Genomic DNA, 21329 nt, shown 5'->3' with positions numbered 1-21329 from the left:
GAGTGAACGAGACGCCTAAACCGAATTCCTTCCGTTCCGGCCCTGACGAAGACGGCCGTTTTGGCATCTATGGCGGCCGTTTTGTCGCCGAGACCCTGATGCCCCTCATTCTCGACCTGCAGGCCGAGTGGGACAAGGCGAAGGACGATCCGGAATTCCAGGCGGAACTGAAAAACCTCGGCGCCCACTATATCGGCCGCCCGAGCCCGCTGTATTTTGCGGAACGGCTGACGGCCGAGCTCGGCGGCGCGAAGATCTACTTCAAGCGCGAAGAGCTGAACCACACAGGTTCCCACAAGATCAACAATTGCATCGGCCAGATCCTGCTCGCCAAGCGCATGGGCAAGACCCGCATCATCGCTGAAACCGGTGCCGGCCAGCATGGCGTTGCTTCGGCAACCGTTGCCGCCCGTTTCGGCCTTCCCTGCGTCGTCTATATGGGCGCCACCGATGTCGAGCGCCAGGCGCCGAACGTTTTCCGCATGAAGCTCCTGGGTGCCGAAGTGAAGCCGGTCACGGCTGGACACGGCACGCTGAAGGACGCCATGAACGAGGCGCTGCGCGACTGGGTCACCAATGTCGACGACACCTATTACCTGATCGGCACCGCCGCCGGCCCACATCCCTATCCGGAGATGGTTCGGGATTTCCAGGCGGTGATCGGCACTGAAGCCAAGCAGCAGATGCTGGAAGCCGAGGGACGTCTGCCGGATCTCGTCGTTGCCGCCGTCGGTGGCGGCTCGAACGCCATCGGCATCTTCCATCCGTTCCTCGATGATGAAGGCGTCAAGATCGTCGGCGTCGAAGCGGGCGGCAAGGGTTTGCAGGGTGACGAGCATTGCGCCTCGATCACCGCCGGTTCGCCGGGCGTTCTTCACGGCAACCGCACCTACCTGCTGCAGGATGGCGACGGCCAGATCAAGGAAGGCCATTCGATTTCGGCCGGCCTCGATTATCCCGGCATCGGCCCGGAGCATTCCTACCTGAACGACATCGGCCGTGTCGAATATGTGCCGATCATGGACCACGAAGCGCTCGATGCCTTCCAGACGCTGACGCGCCTTGAGGGCATCATTCCGGCGCTGGAACCGTCGCATGCGTTGGCCGAAGTCATCAAGCGCGCGCCGAAGATGGGCAAGGACGAGATCATCCTGATGAACCTCTCCGGCCGCGGCGATAAGGACATCTTCACCGTCGCCAAGATTCTCGGAATGGATGCTTAAGTCATGACCGCACGTATGGACAAACGCTTTGCCGATCTGAAGGCCGAGGGCCGCCCGGCGCTGGTCACCTATTTCATGGGCGGCGACCCGGATTACGACACGTCGCTCGGCATCATGAAGGCGCTGCCGGAAGCTGGTTCCGATATTATCGAGCTCGGCATGCCGTTTTCGGATCCGATGGCCGACGGTCCGGCAATCCAGCTGGCCGGTCAGCGCGCCCTGAAGGGCGGCCAGACGCTCAAGAAGACGCTGCAGCTGGCTGCGGACTTCCGCAAGTCCGATGATGCGACGCCGATCGTCATGATGGGCTACTACAACCCGATCTACATCTACGGCGTCGAAAAGTTTCTCGACGATGCGCTGGCATCCGGCATCGACGGTCTGATCGTCGTCGATCTGCCGCCGGAGATGGATGACGAACTGTGCATCCCGGCGATCCGCAAGGGCATCAACTTCATCCGCCTGGCAACGCCGACCACCGATGAAAAGCGCCTGCCAGCCGTTCTGAAGAACACCTCCGGCTTTGTCTATTATGTTTCGATGAACGGCATCACCGGTTCGGCTTTGCCGGATACGTCGCTGGTCTCGGGTGCCGTCAAGCGCATCAAGGAGCACACCGATCTGCCTGTTTGCGTTGGCTTCGGCGTTAAGACCGCCGACCATGCAAAGGTCATCGGCGCTTCGGCTGACGGCGTTGTCGTCGGTACTGCCATCGTCAATCAGGTGGCCACAAGCTTGACCAAGGACGGAAAAGCGACAGCTGATACGGTTCAGGCCGTCGCCACGCTGGTCCGCGGTCTTTCATCGGGAACGCGTTCGGCGCGCCTTGTTGCTGCCGAATAGTGTCCCCACATTGGCTGTCGTCAATCAGGAGTTTTCGACTTGAACTGGATCACCAACTACGTACGCCCGCGGATCAATTCCATGCTGGGCCGCCGCGAAGTTCCTGAAAATCTCTGGATCAAGTGCCCGGAAACGGGCGAGATGGTCTTCCACAAGGATCTGGAAGACAACAAGTGGGTCATCCCGGCCTCCGGCTATCACATGAAGATGCCGGCCAAGGCCCGTCTGCTCGATCTGTTCGATAATGGCGAATACGAAGCGTTGGTGCAGCCGAAGGTGGCTCAGGACCCGTTGAAGTTCCGCGATTCCAAGAAATACACCGACCGTTTGCGCGATAGCCGTCTGAAGACTGAGCAGGAAGACACGATCGTCGCCGGCGTCGGCAAGGTTCGCGGCCTGAAGCTCGTGGCCGTCGTGCACGAATTCAACTTCATGGGCGGCTCGCTCGGCATCGCTGCCGGCGAGGCAATCGTCAAGGCATTCGAGCGTGCGATCGCGGAAAAGTGCCCGCTGGTGATGTTCCCGGCTTCCGGCGGCGCCCGCATGCAGGAAGGCATTCTGTCGCTGATGCAGCTGCCGCGCACCACTGTCGCGGTCGACATGCTCAAGGAAGCAGGCCAGCCCTATATCGTCGTTCTGACGAACCCGACCACGGGCGGCGTGACCGCTTCCTATGCCATGCTCGGCGATCTTCACCTGGCCGAGCCGGGCGCGGAAATCTGCTTTGCCGGCAAGCGCGTCATCGAGCAGACGATCCGCGAAAAGTTGCCGGAAGGCTTCCAGACGTCGGAGTATCTGCTGGAACACGGCATGGTCGACATGGTGATCAAGCGTCACGATATCCCCGATACGCTGGCGCGGGTCCTAAAGATCCTGACGAAGAAGCCGGCAAATACCGTCGTTACCAACGGCAGTGCGGTCGCGCTGGCAGCGAGCGCCTGATCGATCCAGAACCTGCCTGAGCGGAGGGCCGAATGATACCCAGGGGTCAGACCGTCGTGAGCGAGGCAGCACAGGAAATAGACAAGCTCTTGGGATTGCATCCCAAGGGCTTCGATCTGTCGCTGGAGCGGATCACCCGCCTGCTGGAAGTTCTCGGAAATCCGCAGGACAAGCTGCCGCCGGTAATTCATGTCGCCGGAACCAACGGCAAGGGTTCTGTTACTGCCTTCTGCCGGGCGCTCCTCGAAGCTGGTGGCTACAGCGTTCATGTCCACACTTCGCCTCATCTGGTGAATTGGCACGAGCGCTACCGCATCGGCGTCAAGGGCGGACGCGGAGAGCTGGTCGAAGACGCGGCTTTCGCCGATGCCGTACGCCGCGTTGCCGAAGCCAATGGCGGCCAGAAGATCACCGTTTTCGAAATCCTGACGGCGGTCACCTTCCTGCTCTTTTCCGAACAGCCTGCCGACGCAGCTGTTATCGAAGTCGGCCTTGGCGGCCGCTTCGACGCGACGAATGTCATCTCCGATCCGGCCGTTTCGGTCATCATGCCGATTTCCCTGGATCATCAGCCCTATCTCGGTGACCGGGTCGAGCTGATCGCCGCCGAAAAGGCGGGCATCATGAAGGCGAAGCATCCTGTCGTCATTGGTCAGCAGCCTTATGACGCAGCGCTCGAAGTGCTGATGTCGACGGCCGAGCGGCTGCATTGCCCGACCGCCGTTTACGGCCAGGATTTCATGGCCCACGAGGAATATGGCCGTCTCGTCTATCAGGATGAGTTCGGCCTTGCCGATCTGCCGCTCCCGCGGCTTCCCGGCCGCCATCAATATGCCAACGCCGCCGCTGCCATCCGCGCCGTCAAGGCCGCCGGTTTCGTCGTCACCGAAGCGATGATGGAGAAGGCGCTTCAGGGTGTGGAATGGCCCGGGCGTCTGCAGCGGCTGACCGAGGGGCGGCTGATGTCGCACGCACCTGCCGGTGCGGAGATCTGGGTCGATGGCGGACACAATCCCGGCGCCGGCGAGGTGATCGCCGAGGCGATGGCGAATTTCGAGGAAAAGCTGCCAAGACCGCTCTATCTGATCACCGGCATGATCAACACGAAGGATCCCGTCGGTTATTTCAAGGCGTTTGCCGGACTGGCGGAGAAAGTCTTCTGCGTTCCGATCCGCGGAAGCGATGCGATGATCGACCCGGTCATTCTGGCCAATGCTGCCTACGACGCCGGTTTGGTGGCCGAGCCGATGTCGACCGTCGGAGACGCGCTCGATGCGATCAAGGAAATCCTCGATCCGGCCAAGCCGCCGCCACGCATCCTGATGGGCGGCTCGCTCTATCTGGTCGGCGACGTTCTCTCGGATAACGGCACGCCACCAAAATGAAAAAAGCCCGGTCGAAGCCGGGCTTTTTCGTTGAATGCGAAAGCGTCTTAGGCGGCGCTGGAAATCCAGCTCGAAAGAGCCGTCTTCGGAGCGGCGCCAACCTTGATGTCGGCAACTTCGCCAGCCTTGAAGATCGCAAGCGTCGGGATCGAGCGAACGCCGAACTGAGCAGCCAGTTCCGGGTTTTCATCGATGTTGAGCTTGGCAACCTTGACCTTGCCGGCCAGTTCGGTTGCGATTTCTTCGAGGCTCGGGGCAATCATCTTGCACGGGCCGCACCATTCAGCCCAAAAATCCACAACAACAGGTTCTGCAGATTCCAGAACTTCCGACTGGAAGTTATTGATATCGACTTTCACGGTAGCCATAGGCTGCTCCTTCACGGGAATTATCGTTGAACCACATGTGATGGTGCGGTGTCATAATTTCAATGTCCGGTATTTCACTTTGTCTTGAGTGCCGCAAGCGCCAATTCAAGGGTCCGCTTGGTGAGGCGGTGAACCGTCGCGTTTTCAGTATAAACGAGCACGCACTCGATTTCCGTGCCGGGATAAAGCGGTTTCAGGATTTCCCGGTAGATCGCGAGCTGCGCCTTATGTGCAAAGGGAACGCTCTCCTCGGTCTCCGGCGGAACACGATTGGTCTTGTAATCGAGGATAACGACCCGGTCTGTCAGTACCGCGAGACGGTCGACCCGGCCCGATACGGCATAGTGCTTTCCGTCGAGGTCCAGCGTGCCCATGATCGAGACTTCAGGCTGCGCATGGGCTGCAAAGACCGGCTGCAGGCTGTCTTCGCCCAATAGTTTCAGAACCGAATCGACAAGCCGGCGCCGCTCCGCGTCCGGCCAGAAGCGCGCCGCGCGCCCAGCATAGCGCTCGGCGGCAAGCTGGCGCTCCTGAGGCGGGATGTCAGGCAGCATCTGCAGCATACGGTGGATCAGCCGGCCTTTTTCCAGCGACCTGTCGGACCGCTCCGGGGTGCTAAACAAAGGCGAGGTCACCAGAAGGTCGTCGGCTTCCTCATCGATGACGGTGCCCGCGCCCGATGGGCTGAGGGGTCGCGGCAGCGCTCTCTGCGGTGGCAGAGGCTTGAGTATACCAGCTGGCAGGACGTCTTTTTCGCGCTTTTCCGCCAGCTGTTCTGCCCGCTCGAAGCTGCGCTCCACCTGCGGAACCCGCCAGGTCACGCCTGGCCAGCTGCCGTCCGGCCCTTCGAATTCGACAGCGTTCACCTGCGGATGGCTTTCGCTCATCGCGGTGGAAATCATCGCATGCCACGTATCGGTATTGGCGCGCACGCCGCGATAGCCGCAAACGATCAGCCGGTCGGCCGCGCGCGTCATCGCCACATAGAGCAGTCGGCGGTATTCCTCTTCGGCCAGCGTCTGGATGCGGGCTGCGTCGGCCTGCGTACGGGAATTGGCGAGATCGCTGACCGGTATCCAGACCGGCATCGGATCCTCGTTGGCTGTCTCGAGCAACCTCAGTTTCGGCATATGCGTATGGGTAAACGCCTTGCCGCCACTATCTACCAGGAAGACGATCGGCGCCTCAAGGCCCTTCGAGGCATGCACCGTCATGATGCGCACCTCGTTTCGCCCTTTGTCCTGCTCGCGCTTCACCTCCGGGGCCTCGAGTTCGAGTGTCGAGATGAAGGATTGCAGGCCGGGCAGGCCAGAGCTTTCATGATCGAGCGTGAAGGTCAGGAATTCGTCAAGAATATCGCTGACTTCGGTGCCGAGCCGCGCCAGAAACTGACTGCGGCCACCGTGAACGCCAAGCACACGGGCGTAGAAATCATGCACGGACAGGGTTCGTGATTGCTCCAGGAAAAGCTCAAGCCGTTTCGCCGCCGCCACGAAGCGCTCGTGGCCGTCGGCGGCGAAGCGCTGCAGATGGCTCCAAACGCTCAGATGTTCGCTTCGGAGCGCCGCCAGCGCAAAGATATCGTCTTCCGTGAGATCGAAGAGCGGGCTTTTCAGCACCGCTGCAAGCGAAAGATCGTCCTGCGGCAGAAGCAGGAAGCGCCCTAGCGCCAGCAGATCCTGCACGGCAATGTGGCTCGTCAGCTTCAGACGGTCGGCACCGGCGACCGGAATGTTGTTCCGCCGTTTCAGCGCCCGCGTCAGCGCGTTGACGAAACTGTCACGCTTTCGAACCAGCACCAGAATATCGCCGGCCTCGATCAGCCGTTCCTTGCCCTTCTCGACGATCGTTTCGTGTCCGACCAGCGCCTCGATCGTATGCGCCATGCGTCGCGCGAGGATCGCCGGCGGTGCGCTCTCGGGCGTGGCATCGAAAGGTGCCGTCCAGTCCTCTTCCTTGACGGCGACTTCGGGCGCTACCATTGCCCAGAGATCGACTGCGCCTGGATGGCCGATCCGGCTTGACCGGTGGATGACCGGCTCGCCCTCGGCGCTCAGCCCACGCGCATTTTCAGGTGGTGTGAAGACATGGTCGACGGCGGCGAGAACGTCGGACGTCGAACGGAATGACAGCGGCAGGCGCACCGGCGTGAATTGCTGGCCGCTGGCCTGCACCTTTCGCTGCGTCCGTTTGCTTTCTTCCGAAAAGCGCTCCGGCCGCGCGCCTTGGAAAGAATAGATGGACTGCTTCTCATCGCCGACGGCAAATAGCGTCCGGATCACCGGCCGGGCACTCTCGCCCGAGAAGAAATCCTCCGCCAGCGACTGGATGACGCTCCATTGGATCGGGCTGGTATCCTGGGCCTCATCGACGAGAATGTGGTCGATGCCCTGGTCAAGCTTGTAGTGGATCCATGGGCCGATGCCGCTCTTCGTCAGCAGATCGGCCGTGCGCGTGATCAGGTCCTCGAAATCGAGGTGGCTGCGCTGCTTTTTCAGGGACTCATAGTCGCGGTTCAGGCGCTCGGCGAGCACGAGTGCCGCATGCGTTGCCGTATACATCCGCATGATTTTCAGCCGGTCCCGGCAGGCGACGACGTGATCGCGGGCAGCTGCGATCGCCGCCGTCAGTTCTGGCGCATCGGCAAGCATCGCCTTCACGGTGAATTGCGAATCCGTTTTCGGCTGCCCGTCCACCTTCAGGAAGATCTTCTCCAGAATTTCGGCCCGCTTCGCCGCGCTTCGCTCGTTCGACGTTTGGCGAATACCGTAGGCAACCTCCTGCGCCTTGGCGCCGCCTTTCTGTGCCGCCAGCGTCATGTAGAGATCGAGCGTCAGCCCGGAAAGCTCCGGTAGCGGCCAGTATTGCTCGGCGATGCTGGCTTCGCTCTCCGTATCGGAAAGCTTCAGGTTCTTGCGCAGTGCCGCGGCAATGCCGCCATGCGCTTCGGCGGCCTGCGTGAAGCGGCGGATGGCGTTGCGATTGGCGACGATCTCTTCGAGCAGCGCTTCCAGCCCGCTTTCGTCGCCGAGGTTGAGAACGTATGAGAACGCTTCGGCAAGCGTCTGATCGTCTTCCGGTCCCGTCGCCGTCAGCAGCGAGCGGCGCGCATCCGCAAGAAGGGTCGCCGCTGCACGATCGTCGAGAACCGAGAAGTGTCCAGCGACATTTGCCTCCAGCGGAAACTGATGCAGCAGCGCCTCGCAGAAGGCGTGGATCGTCTGGATCTTCAATCCGCCGGGCGTCTCCAGCGCCTTGGCAAAGAGCCGCCGTGCTTCGGCGAGCTTGACGCGATCGGGTGTTTCTCCCTCGATCAGCGCGATGCGTTTGCTCAATTCCTGATCCGGCAGAACCGCCCATTCGGCAAGCCGCGCGAAGACGCGGTTCGACATTTCGGAGGCCGCGGCTTTGGTATAGGTCAGGCAGAGGATCGCCGAAGGCCTGGCACCGGCCAAAAGCAGCCGGATCACGCGTTGCGTCAGGACGTGCGTCTTCCCGGATCCGGCATTGGCCGACACCCATGCCGAGCGTAACGGATCGGAGGCGATCGCCTGCTGAATGGTCGTCCAGCCGATCCAGACGCCCGGATCGTCGCTATCGGGGAGAGCGGTAATGTCATTCATCGCCGCTGGCCTCCTCGTCTTCTGCCGTCGACCATTCCGAGACCCGTGCCAGATGATCGTAGTCGCCGCCGAACTCGAACTGTTGTGCCGGGATAAGCCGCGACGTGAAGCCCCGCTCGCCGGATTGCAGCAGGGAGACGAATTTGACGAGCTGATCGATCGACTCCTCGGCAAGATCGAGCGCCGACTTCGCCTTGTCGCTGCGTGTCGAATTTTCGTTGTTGACGGTATCGGCCCGGAAGCGGCTGCCAGGCCGAAGCCGGACGTAAAGCAGATCCTGCGGAATGAGGCTGCCGGCATCGCGGAAGGCACCGGCGCTCAGCGCGGCAGCTTCGAGAGCCAGCTGCGGGTCGAGCAAGGCGCGCGCTTGCGCAGGCGATGGGTTGTAGCCGGTCTTGTAGTCGATGATATCGGCAGATTTCGGCCCGGTGATATCGATCCGGTCGGCGATTCCCGTTAGCCGGATGTTGATAGTCTCCAGCTCGACGCTGCCGCGAACTTCGGTCACTGTCTTGCGGATGCCCGGCCGCCGCTCGGCTTCCCACGTCAGGAAGCTGCGGGCCACCTCGCGAAAGCGCGGCCGCCAGACCGCGTCGATATGGGCGGGCAGTTCTTCGCTGTCGAAAAGATCGTTCAGGATAGCCTCCATCGCCCTTTCGCCGTCAGGCGTTCCGGCGATGTGCCCTTCGCGCACGAAGCGGTCGATGATCGCGTGATAGAGCGTGCCGCGTTCTGCGGCACCGGGATCGCGGTTAAACGGTTCGACAGGGTCGAGCCGCAGAATGCGCCGCGCATAGATCGCATAGGGATCGCGCCGGAGGCGGCCGACTTCGCTGAAGGAATAGGATTTCGGCTGCAGTTCGGAGGGTGGAACCGGCGAGGGGCGCTGCGCCGGCGCCTGGGTCTTGCCGTCATCGAGAAGATTGACCCAGTGCACGAATTTTTCGCCACGGTCCTTCAGCGCGGCTTCGAAAGCGGTGCCGCCCAAAGCCAGTAGACGCTGCAGCCAGCGCGAGGCAACCGTCGGCGTCGAGCCCTGGCGGAGTGCGCGCGTATAGATCAGCTTCCGGGTGCCGCTCGCCATCTCGAAATCGTGGGCCAGCTGCCCGATACGCCGCTCCGGCGGCTCGAGGCCAATCTCCGTTTTCATCATCCGCGAAATGAAGGGGTTGTTGGCCGTCTGCCCCGGCCAGGAACCTTCGTTCAGACCGCCGAGCACCAGCGTGTCGACAGCCTGAAGACGGGCTTCCAGCGTACCGAAGATGAAAACCCGGGGATGGCTGAGCGCGCGCGGCTTGGCGGCCTGTCCGGCCGACAATGCCGTCATGATGTCGATCCACTGCGGACCGTCGGCCTCGATCTGCCCGTTGGTGTCGATCACTTCGCCGAGCAGTACTGCAAGCGCATCGCCGGCTTCTCCGCTCCAGAGACCGGCAAGGTCGCCGCGGTGATCGCGAGCCACGGCCTCGAGCACGCGGCCGGTCCTTGAGGCCCATTCGGAGAGCTGCAGGTTCACTGTCAGGCTGCGCCCGTCAGGTCCACGCTTGACCATTGCCGATGCCAGCGGCTCGGTCGCAGCTGCGATCCGCTGTGCCAGATTCCGGGCCCGATCGATCGCATCCGATGGCAGCGACTTCCGCCAGTTCGGCGCGTAGCGATCGGCCTGCTGTTCGGCAAGCTGACGCTCTAGCAGGGCCGGCAGCGTGTTGATATCGACCTCGGCAACACCGCCTCGCAGCGCGAGAAGCTCGAGGGCTTCGACGGCGCTTGTCAAAATGGTCTTCTCAAGGCTGAAATGCGTGAGCGGATGCTTGAGGAGCGCCACCAGTGCTACCGGATCGCCGGGCCGCAGCGTCGCTTCCAGAACCAGCTGAAGGAAGGTCCCCTGCGGCATGGCGGAAAGCGGCGTACCGGCCGAATCGTCGGCGATAATGCCGAACCGGGCGAGTTCGGACATGACGCGGCGCGCGAGATTGCGATCGGGCGTAATCACCGCTGCCTGGCTTTCGCCGTTGCGGCCCGGCTCTTCCAGGGCAAGGCGCAAGGCGATGGCGATTGCCGTTGCCTCCTCCCGCTCGTTGGCTGCCTCGATCAGCGCCACGTCGGCAAAGCCCGCCGCCAACGCGTCCGCGGGAAGCTCGTTCTTCCACTCGCCCCAGCCGCTTGTCGCCTCTGCTGGTGCAAGCGCCCGCGATAGTATCTCAGCGCGCCGTTGCAGGTCAGGCTCCGCGTCGATCAGCGGGGCGACATCATTGCGTGTCAGTTTCAGGCGTTTCAGCAGATGCGACAGACCATATTGGGAGTGGCTGCGGCTCGCAGGATTGGCCGTTCGTCCTGGTTGCGGATCCGGTGCTACCATTCGCCAATGCTCGTCCGGCATCGACAGATCGAGGCCTGGCAGCACGATGACGCCCTCGGGAAGATTGGCAACGGCGGCAATCAGATCGGCGGTAGCAGGCACGGAGCCCGTCGAGCCGGCGATGATGATCGGTCCCGCCGGCCGGGACGTTGCAAGACGGTTCGCTTCCGCCCGCAAAATTGCGTTGCGGTGCCGGGCAGGGGACGAGCGCCCGAGTTCGGCCAGCCGTTCCGGCCAGAAAGCGCTGGCAATCTGCAGAAATTCGGCGGTCAGCTGCCACCAGAGTGCATGATCGGAGGCGTCGAGATTGGCAAGCTCCGCCCATTCGCGGTCCTCGGTCTCGATCGAATCGATCAGCTCGGCCAGATTGCGCGCCAGCCAGATCGCATCGGCCGGGCTTGCCGGGGCTGCGAGAGGCGACTCGGCGTGGATGCGGCGGACGATATCCGGCAGCCTGTTCCGCCAGGCAAGGATGAGCCTCGCAAGCTCCAGCAGGCGGGCAGTGTTGGAAAGTGGCTGCGCAAGGTCGAGGGTCGCAGGCAGCGCCTCCTCGAAATAGCCGCTGTCGTCATCCGTCTCACCGAGCGGCCGGATGACCGGCAGAATGGCCGAGCGGCCGCCGAGCAGATCGACGAATTCGGATCGGAGCACGCGGGCGGCGCGCCTGGTCGGTAGGTAGATCGTGACTTTGGAGAGTGATAGCGGATCGTCCGGATCGTGCCGGAAGAGCGGCGTCAGCCGGCCGTCGCAAAGCGTCTGCGCGAGCACTTTCAGAAACGGCGCTCCTGCCGGGATCGTCAGGATGCGCGGCTGATGACGCTCGCTCATCGCTTAAGCAAACGTCCGGAATTGCCGGATCGTTTCCTCTGCTTCATCGACGGCTTCGGGCGTGCCGACGGTCAGCCAGTGCCCGTCCATCATCATTCCGTAAAGCCTGCCGCGGCCGATCGCCTTGTCGAAATAGGTGTTGATGTTGAACGGCTCGCGCGGAGCATCGTCGAGAAATTCGGGCCGCATCGCAAAGGCACCGGCATAGACGACGGGGTTCGACTGGTCGTCCCGGTAGCGTGTCAGGCGGCCATCCGCTGCCATGCTGAAATCATTGATGCCGTTATGGCCGGTCGTGTTCTCGATGCGCACGCAAAGCATCGCCATGTCCATGCTGCCGGCATCGAAGAATCCGGCTAATCGATCGAGATTGCTGGGCGCACCCGGCTGTTCACCGATCCAGAAGAGATCGGCGTTCATCACGAAGATCGTCTCCCGGTCGAGCAGCGTTAGGCCTTTGACGATGCCACCGCCATTGTTCAGCAGGCCGCCGCGCTCGTCGGAAATCAGGATATCGAGCCCGTGATACGACTTCAAATGCGCTTCCATCTGGTCGGCGAAATGGTGGACGTTGACGGCAGCGCGTTCGACGCCGGCCTGCTTCAACGAGTCCAGCGTATAGTCAATCATCGGCTTGCCGCCGATCTTCACCAACGGCTTCGGCATCGTATCGGTGATCGGGCGCATGCGGGTGCCAAGACCCGCCGCCAATACCATGGCTTGTTTGATTGTCATCGTGGTCCGGAACTTATGATTCGCTCATGCCTATTCCAGCCCTTGCGCACCATTCGCGCAAGGGGGCGAGCGCTTCATGCTCAAGAGCGACCTGAAGATAGGCCAGTGTACGCGGCATATGCTTGAGATAGCCGGGTTTGCCGTCGCGCTGCAACAGCCGGACCCAGAGCCCGGCAAGTTTGCAATTGCGCTGCGCAGACATGATCGCCCAGCTCTTCAGGAAGGACGTTTCATCGAAGCCGCCTTGGGCCCGGCGGATCGACAGATAGTCTTCCATGAGCTCCTGGAAGAGCGAAGGCTTGATGGTAACGCGCGCATCCTGGGCGATCGATGCCAGATCATAGGACGTCGGGCCGATCATCGCGTCCTGGAAATCGATCAGGCCGATTTTCTGGATCCCCTGCCGGTCACCGCGCCAGATGATGTTCGGCGAATGGAAATCGCGCAGCAGCAGGTTCTTTTCGGCATCGGCCAGCTGGTCGATGAGGTCGTCCCAGATTGCAAGATACGTGTCCCGCTCCGCATTCGAGGCCGTCTGGCCGCCGCGCTTCCACGGCAGATGCCAGTCGAGCACCAGGCGGACTTCCATCTTCATCGCCGTCCGGTCGAAATCCGGGATGTGGTGAATATGATCCTTTGTAACGGCGATATCCTGCGGGATCTGCATGCCATGCAGATGCGCCAGGCAGGCAACGCTTTCGCGGTAGCGCTCGGCAATCGGTCGTCCGCCGGGGTCCAGAACACCTTCGGTTCCGAGATTCTCGATCAGCAATATGCCTTGGTCGTAGTCGACGCCGTAGATTTCAGGCGTCGCGAAGCCGCGCTGCCGCAGAGTATCTGCGATGGCAACAAAGGGATAGGCGTTCTCTGCAAGATGGGCGACCTTCGGGTAGGGCTTGCCGTCAAGGACTGCGGGTCCTTCCGGCAGCGGCGGCCAATCCATCAGGATCTTCCGCTCGCCTGTCGCGGGATAGACCGCCTCATAGGCGCGCAACGATGCATCACCCGTCAGGAAGCGGCGTCCGGCGCCGGCATAGCCGAGACCGGCGAGAAATGTCCGGATAGCCAGGACGCGCTGGATACGCTCGGCTTTCTTCGGCGGTGCCTTGATGGTCAGGTGGCGCCCGGCACCCTCGTGCGTCAGGGTCAGTTCAATCCGATCACCAGGCATCTCGTCCGCGGCCATCTCGGGCCACTCGACGAGGCAGATACCCGATTGCAGCGCTTCATCGAAACCAAGTTCTTCAAGCTCGGAGCCATCGGCGAGCCGGTAGAGGTCGAAATGCGCAACTGGAATTCTAAGATCATAGGCTTGGACCAGCGTGAATGTCGGGCTTGGCACTTCCAACGCCGGATCGTCGGCGATGGCGCGGATCACCGCCCGGGCCAGAGACGATTTTCCCGCGCCGAGATCACCCGACAGCGTCAGGCAGTCGCCCGGCTTAACGGCAAGCGCCAGATCCTCGCCGAGACGGCCGGTTGCCGCCTCGTCTTCCAGAAACAGGGAGATCGCGCCAGCGTCGGCCGTCATTCGGCGGCTGCGACGGCACGCGGCAGGTTGACGGATGGAATCCGGCAAACGACCGTGGTGCCGCGGCCAGGCTTGCTGTCGATCGTTACCTTGCCGTTATGCAGGCTGACGAAGCTGTCGACGATCGAGAGACCGAGACCGGCACCGCCGCGCTTACCGCTCTTTGCACCGGTGGCGAAGCGATCGAAGACAGTAGCGATCATCTCCTGCGAGATGCCCGGCCCGCGATCGGCGACGGAAAATACGAAATCGGTGCCTTCGCGATGGCATTCGAGCGCAATCGCCGCACCCTCGGGCGAAAAGTTGGCGGCATTCGATAGCAATTTCAGCAGGATCTGCTTCAGGCGCTGCGAATCGGCAACGATGGTGCCGAGCTGCGACGGCGAGGTGATCTCAAGCGTTACGCCGCTTTCCTGCAGTCGGTCGGCGATCTGCATCGAGACGTCGTCCAGCAGGTCGCTGAGATCGATCTCGGAATAGTTCAGCCGCATAATGCCTGCATCGACGGTTGCCAGGTCGAGAATGTCGTTGACCAGCGTCAGCAGGACAGACGAGGAAGTGGCGATATGGTCGATATACTCGGCCTGCCGATCGTTCAGCGGACCGACGCCCGGCGTGCGCAGCAGATCGGTGAAACCGATGATGTTGGTCAGCGGCGAACGGAGCTCGTAGGAGACGTGCTGAACGAAATCGTTCTTCAGCTCGTCGGCCTTGCGCAGCGCTTCGTTCTTCTCGGTCAGGGCGCGCTCGGCGCGCACCGAATCCGTCATGTTAACGAAGGTCAGCATCGTCTGTGCATTCGGCAGCGGTATCACTGCATAGTCGAGCACGAGGCCGGAGAACAGTTCCAGCGTGCCCTGGCTCGAACGGCGTTCGTCGTCGAAGCTGGTGATGAGCTCGGCAAAGGTCTTCCAGCCATCCGGCTTGTCATAAGACGGAGCACAAGCTTCGCCGACGGCGCGGATATGGGTGCCCGGCTTGGCTTCGGCCTCGGTGATTCCCCAGAGCACGCGGAAGGCAGGGTTCGACAGGCGGATTCGTCCGTCAGGCCCGAACACCGCAACACCTTCCGAAAGGTGGTCGATCGTCTCGCCCTGAACCTTCACCAGCGTGTTGTAGCGCGTTTCGAGATCGACCTGCTCGGTGAGGTTCTCGAATACCCAGGTAGCGCCACCTTGTGGATGCGCTGTGGCGAAGACGCGCAGCGTCTGGCCGTTCGGCAGATGCCAGAGGTCGGATTTCGTATCGAGAGCCTGGTAGACGGAAAGCGCTGTTTCCTTCCAGCTCTTCCAGTTCAGCTGATCCGGCAGTTTCTTGGCCGCCCGCAGGCGCTCGAGAAGCTCGGCATTGTCAGGCTTGCGCTCAAGGAAGGCGATATCGAGCTCCCAGAGGGTCACGAAGGCCTGATTATAGAATTGCAGCCGCTGCTCGCCGTCGAAGATCGCAACCGGTGTTGCCAGATGATCGAGGGTCTCGGCGTGGCTTTTCAGCGTCCGCTCAAGCTCGGCACGAACCGCCTCGGCATCCGAGACGTCGATGGCGATGCCCGCCGAGCCGGTGGGAACCTTGACATCGACGACGTCGAAGAATGTCCGGTTGCCGCTGACGACGGTCGAAATCTTGTCGTGAAAAGGCGATTCGGGCGTTGCCGTGGCGCGGATGCGCTCGCGGGCGATCGTCGTCAGGAATTCACGGCTCTCGTTGATTGCCTGCTGCGGCGACTTCGCCTCGACGGCATCGCCGTAAGCCTGGTTGACCCAGGTCAGGCGGCCTTCGACGTCGCGCTGCCAGGCCGGCAGGTCGATGGCATCGAGCAGGCTCTGGAAGGCCGAGATCGACGACATCAGCCGTTCGCGCTCGATCTTCAGTTCGGCGAGTTCGGCGCGCAGATTGTTGAGCGCGACGAAGCGAACAAAGGCGCGGCCGCCGGATACACGGCCCTGCGCCTCGAGAATTTCATCGCGATTGGTTTCGACCACCATATCGAAGCTCTGGCCTGCTTCACGCAGACGATCGATTGCATGGTCAAGCTCGGACGCCGAACGGGGCTTCAGCCACAGGCCGAATGCCAGGAATTCGTTGTCCTGCGGCGCGCCCGTTTCGGCCGGCAGCTGTCCCAGCAGTTCGGGGCGCTCGCTGCCGTCCCAGACGACGATGCGGCGGTTCTTGTCGGCAATCAGTGCCTGATATTGCGAGATGCGCTGCTGCGCATCCGAAAGCGCGGTGCGGATATCGCGGCTCTCGGTTTCCAGGTTGCCGCGCTGGCGCACCAGCCAGAGGGTGGAAAGCAGAGCGGCGGAGATGACCCCGATGACAACGGAAACGCCGACGACCTGAGATGACGTGAACAGGTGTGCCGATGCCGCAGCCTCGGATTCGACCTGAGCCAGAACCGGCCGCGCAAGCGCTGCGATCGCCGTGCCACCGGCACAAATCTTCGCCAGCTGCGTCAGCGAGCTTTTTCCCTGCTTCACGGCCCGCCCGGCCGCCGCAGGTGTATTGTGTTGTGCTGCCGCTACCTGGCGGATATCGGGCCGAGCGCCGTCATCCACCTGTGCTGGCAGGCTTTTCTCTACGTCCGGCATTCCCGGTCTGTCTCCGTCCTTTAATGTGCCGCATCACGACAAGACATCCCATTTTCGGGCAAACGGACGAGTCCGGGCCACGAATCGAGTTCTAAAACAATACTTCGGATGGGATTCAGCGGGAAGGTAGGAGGCAAAAAATAAGGGCGCCGCAAATGTCAATGCGGCGCCCATCAAGATGTTGTGGATACTGGCGATACGATTAGTATCTGTAGTGGTCAGCCTTGAACGGGCCCTGCGGCTTTACGCCGATATAGGCAGCCTGCTCTTCCGAAAGCTGGGTCAGCTTCACGCCGAGCTTGCCGAGATGCAGGCGGGCGACCTTCTCGTCGAGGTGCTTCGGCAGGATGTAGACCTGGTTGGAATACTGGTCGGGCTTGGTGAAAAGCTCGATCTGCGCCAGCGTCTGGTTGGTGAAGGATGCCGACATCACGAAGGACGGATGGCCGGTGGCGTTGCCGAGGTTCAGCAAACGTCCCTCGGACAGCAGGATGATGCGGTTGCCCTTCGGGAACTCGATCAGGTCGACCTGCGGCTTGACGTTGGTCCACTTGAGGTTACGCAGCGCCGCAACTTCGATTTCGTTGTCGAAATGGCCGATGTTGCCGACGATCGCCATGTCCTTCATCGCCCGCATATGGTCGATGCGGATGACATCCTTGTTGCCGGTCGTGGTGATGAAGATGTCAGCCGAAGATACGACGTCTTCGAGCAAAACGACTTCATAGCCATCCATGGCGGCCTGCAGGGCGCAGATCGGGTCGGCTTCGGTGACCTTGACGCGAGCGCCGGCGCCGGAGAGCGAGGCGGCAGAACCCTTGCCGACGTCGCCGTAACCGCAGACGACGGCAACCTTGCCGGCCATCATGACGTCGGTGCCGCGGCGGATACCGTCGACCAGCGATTCCTTGCAGCCGTACTTGTTGTCGAACTTCGACTTGGTGACGCTATCGTTGACGTTGATTGCCGGGAACGGCAGCAGGCCCTTGGCATGCAGCTGATAGAGGCGGTTGACGCCAGTGGTGGTCTCCTCGGTGACGCCCTTGATCGCGTCGCGCTGCTTGGTGAACCAGCCCGGCGATGCGGCGAGGCGCTTCTTGATCTGTGCGAAGAGGATTTCTTCTTCCTCGGAATGCGGGTTCGACAGCACGTCTTCACCGGCTTCGGCGCGCGCGCCGAGCAGGATGTACATGGTCGCGTCGCCGCCATCGTCGAGAATCATGTTGGAGAAGCCGCCATCGGCCCACTGGAAAATCTTGTCGGTATAGGTCCAGTAGTCTTCGAGGGATTCACCCTTGATCGCGAAGACCGGGATGCCGGCAGCGGCGATCGCAGCAGCAGCGTGATCCTGCGTCGAGAAGATGTTGCACGAGGCCCAGCGAACTTCGGCGCCGAGCGCCGTCAGCGTCTCGATGAGAACGGCGGTCTGGATCGTCATGTGCAGCGAGCCGGTGATGCGCGCGCCCTTCAGCGGCTTCGACTGGCCGAATTCCTCGCGGCTGGACATCAGGCCCGGCATTTCGGTTTCGGCGATCGTAATTTCCTTACGACCGAAATCTGCAAGACCGATATCGGCGACGACATAATCTTTTTCAGTGCTCATTGAGGTCTCCAGCTGAAAAGCATCTCAAAATCAAACCTGCGCCGCAAATATCGCGCAGCGCCAACACGTGCCTTATGCACGGCCATGCCAGCCGTTTATCAGGCTTCAGGGACCATGGCAATAAAGATATAAAGAAGTCTTTATATGGTTATATGACGGCGCGGATCAGATCTCTTCGCCGAACTTGTTCTGGATCAGCTGATCCAGGGCATCGAGGGCTTCGATCGCCTGGTTGCCGCTGGCGGTGACCAGCACGGTCGAGCCGGGACTCGCGGCAAGCATCATCAGGCCCATGATCGACGTGCCGCCGACGGTCATGCCGTCCTTGGAAACGGTGATCGCAGCGTCGAACGTGTCGACCATCTGAACGAATTTCGCCGAGGCGCGTGCATGAAGACCGCGCTTGTTGATGATGAGGAGTTCCCGGGAGAGCTGCGTCGTGGTCATGAAGGCCCGTTATTTTCCGCTGAGAACGCGGCTCGCGACGTTGATGTATTTCCGGCCGGCTTCCGAAGCTTCGGCCAAGGCCTTTTCCATGTTGTTCTCGCCTCTGACGCCAGCGAGCTTGATCAGCATCGGCAGGTTCATACCGGCAATCACTTCGGTATGGCCGCTGCTCATCACCGAGATGGCAAGGTTGGAAGGCGTACCGCCGAACATATCGGTGAGGATCACCACACCATGACCATCATCGGCGCCGGCGACAGCTTGAAGAATATCCTGCCGCCGCTGATCCATATCGTCTTCGGGGCCGATGCAGACCGTCTCGATGAATTTCTGAGGACCGACGACATGCTCGACAGCATGACGAAACTCTTCAGCCAGCTTGCCATGAGTGACAAGCACAAGTCCGATCATGATTTAACTGCTCCCAATGGCATATCAACGGCGGCCCCAATATCGCAATGCAACAATCGCGTCCACCGGTGGGGGCACATCTTGGCGATCAAAAGCCGAAGTGCAAGACAAAAATGCGGAGATCGCAGGCAATTCTGCCGGATTATGAGGCATTATCGACCGATTTCCGGGGCTTTCGCCATCAGAACCGCGAGCGGCAGCCGGGTATCGCCAAGCAGCCGGATGACCGGCAGCAGAAAGCCACTGGCGACCTCTATTTGCTCATTTTCCGGCGGCAGGCGATTTTCGCCGGAGGCGCTGCCGGGCAGGATGGCGAAATGCATGGCGGCCTCGGCAATGCTGTCCAGCGCCACGATGCCGGTGCCTCGAAGTTCGATCAGCCCGGCGATCGAATCCGGCCGCTGGGCGATGATCTGCCCGTCCCGGTTCTCGAGAAATACCTGATCGTCGGCAACGAGGACGGCGTCGAGGCCGATCCGCTTCGCCTCGTTCAGACAGGTGAAGGCCAGCATCGACTTGCCCCAGCCGGATGGCCCCGAAAACAGCAGTCCGGTGCCGTTGATCTTGATCGCCGTCGCGTGAACGTTGACCGGCGCGCTCATCAGCTATTGGCAGCCGCGGGCAGGGCGAGGATGAAGCGGGCGCCAAGAATCTCGGCACTTTCCGCATCGATAATGTTCTCGGCACGCAGCGAGCCGCCATGGGCTTCGGCAATCTGGCGGCTGATCGACAGGCCGAGACCGGAATTCTGCCCGAAGCCTTCCGACTCAGGCCGGTCGGTATAGAAGCGCTCGAAAATGCGATCGATGTTTTCGGCCTGGATGCCCGGACCGTTGTCTTCGATATAGACGAGGCAACGGGAACGGGTCCGCACCAGCCGCACGATGATCCGGCCGCCTTCCTGGGGAACGAAGGAGCGGGCATTCTCGATCAGGTTGGTGACGATCTGGCCGATGCGCAGGTCGTGGCCGTTGACGACGAAGCGGGTCTTCACCCCAGGCTTCCGCTCGATCACCAGCTCGATATGCACATCCTTGTTCTTGCTGCGGATCTGCCTGGAGACATCGACGAGATCGGTCAGGAACTTTTCCAGATCGACAGAGCGGGCATCGACGCGCGCCAGTTCTGCGTCGAGACGCGAGGCGTCGGAAATATCGCTAATCAGGCGATCAAGGCGGCGAACGTCATGCTGGATGACATCCATCAGCCGCTTCTTGGAATCGTCGGATTTCGCCAGCGGCAGCGTCTCGACCGCGCTTCGAAGAGAGGTCAGCGGGTTTTTCAACTCGTGGCTGACATCGGCAGCAAAGCTCTCGATCGCATCGATGCGGTCGTAGAGCGCGGTCGTCATTTCGCGCAGCGCGATCGAAAGATTGCCGATTTCGTCCTGGCGGGCCGAGAAGTCGGGGATCTCCTCGCGCTCCTTGGCGCCGCGCCGGACGCGGATCGCGGCCGCCGACAGGCGGCGGAGCGGATTGGCGATCGTTGACGACAGAACGAGCGACAGCAGCACGTTGACCAGCGTCGCGACACCGAAGACACGCATGATCGCCAGACGTTCGGCATGAACGATGTTGTCGATATCGCCGGCCTGGGTCGATAGCAGCAGTACGCCTAGAACGGCGCGGAAACGTTGCACCGGTACGGCGACCGAGACGATCAGCTCGCCCTTCTCGGTGGTGCGCACCACTGCGCCGCGCACGCCGGTCAGCGCATTCATCACTTCAGGATAGATCGAGCCGTCGCCACCCGGCGCTTCCTTGTACACCGGCAGATTGCCGGGCTGCAGCGCCTTGTTGAACAGGGTCGTGAACCATTCGCCCCATGTCTGTTTCTCTTCCTCGACTGGCGGAAGATCGAAACGGAGCACCTGGCCGCGGGAATAGAGATGGCGGGAATCGAGCAGCAGATTAGCATCGGCGTCGAAGATGCGGGCGCGGGTGCGGGTCGGCGAGATCAGGCGGCGCAGAACCGGCGCCACCTTTTCCGGATCGATCGGAAATTCCAGATCCTCGTCGTTCGGAACCGGGGTGATGCTTTGGCCGGCTTGTAGTTCCAGCAGCTTCTGCGGATCGATGGTGATCGAATTTGTATCGACCGATGCCGAAGCGGAGACCGCACCGGCAATGATTTCGCCCTGCGTCAGCAAGCTTTCGACACGCGCGTCAATCAGCCCTTCGCGGAACTGGTTGAGGTAGAGAATGCCGCCGACAAGGACGAGCAGCGCCGCCAGATTGAAGAACAGGATGCGGCGCGTCAGGCTCGAAAAGACGGCATTGCCGAAGATCCGGCGGATGATGGTGAAGGGATGCGACCAGCGCCTTCCCCGGACGCGGCGGCCGGTTACGCCATCCGCATCGTCCAGATCCCTTTCCTGCACCAACTGTGCCAACGACAGGCCCTTTCGGAGGGCGCGGCCGGAGATCCGGCCAGCGAGCCCTCAACA

At 61.7% G+C, this 21329-nt stretch carries 15 protein-coding genes; 4 read left to right on the top strand and 11 right to left on the bottom strand.

Annotation, left to right across the window (positions count from 1 at the left end; all coding sequences use genetic code 11):
- Positions 1–2: 2 nt before the first annotated feature.
- From trpB to AC1DIJ_RS07685, 4 genes are read left to right on the top strand one after another with little or no spacing between them, the layout of a single operon-like run.
- Positions 3–1223: a tryptophan synthase subunit beta gene (gene trpB, locus AC1DIJ_RS07700; RefSeq protein ID WP_112386019.1), complete on the top strand. Its 1221-nt coding sequence runs from the start codon at positions 3–5 to the stop codon at positions 1221–1223.
- A 3-nt stretch (positions 1224–1226) separates the two neighbouring features.
- Positions 1227–2066, top strand: coding sequence for a tryptophan synthase subunit alpha (gene trpA / locus AC1DIJ_RS07695; RefSeq protein WP_112386020.1), 840 nt, complete (start codon positions 1227–1229; stop codon positions 2064–2066).
- 39 nt (positions 2067–2105) lie between these two features.
- Entirely contained in the window at positions 2106–3008 is a 903-nt protein-coding gene (gene accD / locus AC1DIJ_RS07690) for an acetyl-CoA carboxylase, carboxyltransferase subunit beta (RefSeq protein WP_112386021.1), read from the top strand.
- A gap of 32 nt (positions 3009–3040) precedes the next feature.
- On the top strand, positions 3041–4393 hold the full coding sequence (locus AC1DIJ_RS07685) for a bifunctional folylpolyglutamate synthase/dihydrofolate synthase (protein WP_112444178.1): 1353 nt from the start codon (positions 3041–3043) through the stop codon (positions 4391–4393).
- 47 nt (positions 4394–4440) lie between these two features.
- On the opposite strand, the gene trxA is transcribed toward AC1DIJ_RS07685, so the two are convergent.
- The 11 genes from trxA to AC1DIJ_RS07630 all read right to left on the bottom strand — a co-directional run bounded on the left by trxA (position 4441) and on the right by AC1DIJ_RS07630 (position 21248).
- Positions 4441–4761 (bottom strand): thioredoxin, encoded by a 321-nt coding sequence (gene trxA / locus AC1DIJ_RS07680; protein ID WP_112386023.1) that lies wholly within the window; start codon positions 4759–4761, stop codon positions 4441–4443.
- 74 nt (positions 4762–4835) lie between these two features.
- Positions 4836–8384, bottom strand: a complete 3549-nt coding sequence (gene addA, locus AC1DIJ_RS07675) for a double-strand break repair helicase AddA (RefSeq protein WP_112386024.1) — start codon at positions 8382–8384, stop codon at positions 4836–4838.
- Complete coding sequence (gene addB, locus AC1DIJ_RS07670) at positions 8377–11571, bottom strand: double-strand break repair protein AddB (protein ID WP_112386025.1); 3195 nt, start codon at positions 11569–11571, stop codon at positions 8377–8379. The genes addA and addB overlap by 8 nt, the downstream gene beginning before the upstream one ends.
- Positions 11572–11574: 3 nt before the next feature.
- Positions 11575–12306, bottom strand: a complete 732-nt coding sequence (locus AC1DIJ_RS07665; protein WP_112386026.1) for a nucleotidyltransferase family protein — start codon at positions 12304–12306, stop codon at positions 11575–11577.
- A gap of 13 nt (positions 12307–12319) precedes the next feature.
- Complete coding sequence (gene tsaE, locus AC1DIJ_RS07660) at positions 12320–13837, bottom strand: tRNA (adenosine(37)-N6)-threonylcarbamoyltransferase complex ATPase subunit type 1 TsaE (RefSeq protein ID WP_112386027.1); 1518 nt, start codon at positions 13835–13837, stop codon at positions 12320–12322.
- The gene (locus tag AC1DIJ_RS07655; protein ID WP_112386028.1) at positions 13834–16422 is read right to left on the bottom strand and encodes a sensor histidine kinase; all 2589 of its coding nucleotides are present in this window, start codon (positions 16420–16422) and stop codon (positions 13834–13836) included. Before AC1DIJ_RS07655 ends, tsaE begins: the two co-directional genes overlap by 4 nt.
- 202 nt (positions 16423–16624) lie before the next feature.
- Positions 16625–18025 carry an adenosylhomocysteinase gene (gene ahcY / locus AC1DIJ_RS07650; RefSeq protein ID WP_112386029.1) on the bottom strand — a complete coding sequence of 467 codons (1401 nt, stop codon included), beginning with the start codon at positions 18023–18025 and terminating at the stop codon, positions 16625–16627.
- Positions 18026–18190: 165 nt separating this feature from the next.
- Positions 18191–18472: an HPr family phosphocarrier protein gene (locus AC1DIJ_RS07645; protein WP_112386030.1), complete on the bottom strand. Its 282-nt coding sequence runs from the start codon at positions 18470–18472 to the stop codon at positions 18191–18193.
- Between the two features lie 9 nt (positions 18473–18481).
- Positions 18482–18883, bottom strand: a complete 402-nt coding sequence (locus AC1DIJ_RS07640) for a PTS sugar transporter subunit IIA (RefSeq protein WP_025584219.1) — start codon at positions 18881–18883, stop codon at positions 18482–18484.
- A gap of 152 nt (positions 18884–19035) precedes the next feature.
- Positions 19036–19485 (bottom strand): serine/threonine protein kinase, encoded by a 450-nt coding sequence (locus AC1DIJ_RS07635; protein WP_112386031.1) that lies wholly within the window; start codon positions 19483–19485, stop codon positions 19036–19038.
- The gene (locus AC1DIJ_RS07630) at positions 19485–21248 is read right to left on the bottom strand and encodes a sensor histidine kinase (protein WP_310296721.1); all 1764 of its coding nucleotides are present in this window, start codon (positions 21246–21248) and stop codon (positions 19485–19487) included. Before AC1DIJ_RS07630 ends, AC1DIJ_RS07635 begins: the two co-directional genes overlap by 1 nt.
- Between the last annotated feature and the right edge of the window lie 81 nt (positions 21249–21329).

It is taken from the genome of Rhizobium sp. 10N427 (genome assembly GCF_056394605.1).
The sequence above is the reverse complement of the archived record's forward strand: the minus strand, read 5'-3'. Positions and strand labels throughout refer to the sequence as shown.

Coding starts and splice junctions, on each gene's coding strand:
- trpA (WP_112386020.1), top strand. CDS start 1,227: ATGACCGCACGTATGGACAAACGCTTTGCCGATCTGAAGGCCGAGGGC.
- AC1DIJ_RS07685 (WP_112444178.1), top strand. CDS start 3,041: ATGATACCCAGGGGTCAGACCGTCGTGAGCGAGGCAGCACAGGAAATA.
- trxA (WP_112386023.1), bottom strand. CDS start 4,761: ATGGCTACCGTGAAAGTCGATATCAATAACTTCCAGTCGGAAGTTCTG.
- addA (WP_112386024.1), bottom strand. CDS start 8,384: ATGAATGACATTACCGCTCTCCCCGATAGCGACGATCCGGGCGTCTGG.
- addB (WP_112386025.1), bottom strand. CDS start 11,571: ATGAGCGAGCGTCATCAGCCGCGCATCCTGACGATCCCGGCAGGAGCG.
- AC1DIJ_RS07665 (WP_112386026.1), bottom strand. CDS start 12,306: ATGACAATCAAACAAGCCATGGTATTGGCGGCGGGTCTTGGCACCCGC.
- tsaE (WP_112386027.1), bottom strand. CDS start 13,837: ATGACGGCCGACGCTGGCGCGATCTCCCTGTTTCTGGAAGACGAGGCG.
- AC1DIJ_RS07655 (WP_112386028.1), bottom strand. CDS start 16,422: ATGCCGGACGTAGAGAAAAGCCTGCCAGCACAGGTGGATGACGGCGCT.
- ahcY (WP_112386029.1), bottom strand. CDS start 18,025: ATGAGCACTGAAAAAGATTATGTCGTCGCCGATATCGGTCTTGCAGAT.
- AC1DIJ_RS07645 (WP_112386030.1), bottom strand. CDS start 18,472: ATGACCACGACGCAGCTCTCCCGGGAACTCCTCATCATCAACAAGCGC.
- AC1DIJ_RS07640 (WP_025584219.1), bottom strand. CDS start 18,883: ATGATCGGACTTGTGCTTGTCACTCATGGCAAGCTGGCTGAAGAGTTT.
- AC1DIJ_RS07635 (WP_112386031.1), bottom strand. CDS start 19,485: ATGAGCGCGCCGGTCAACGTTCACGCGACGGCGATCAAGATCAACGGC.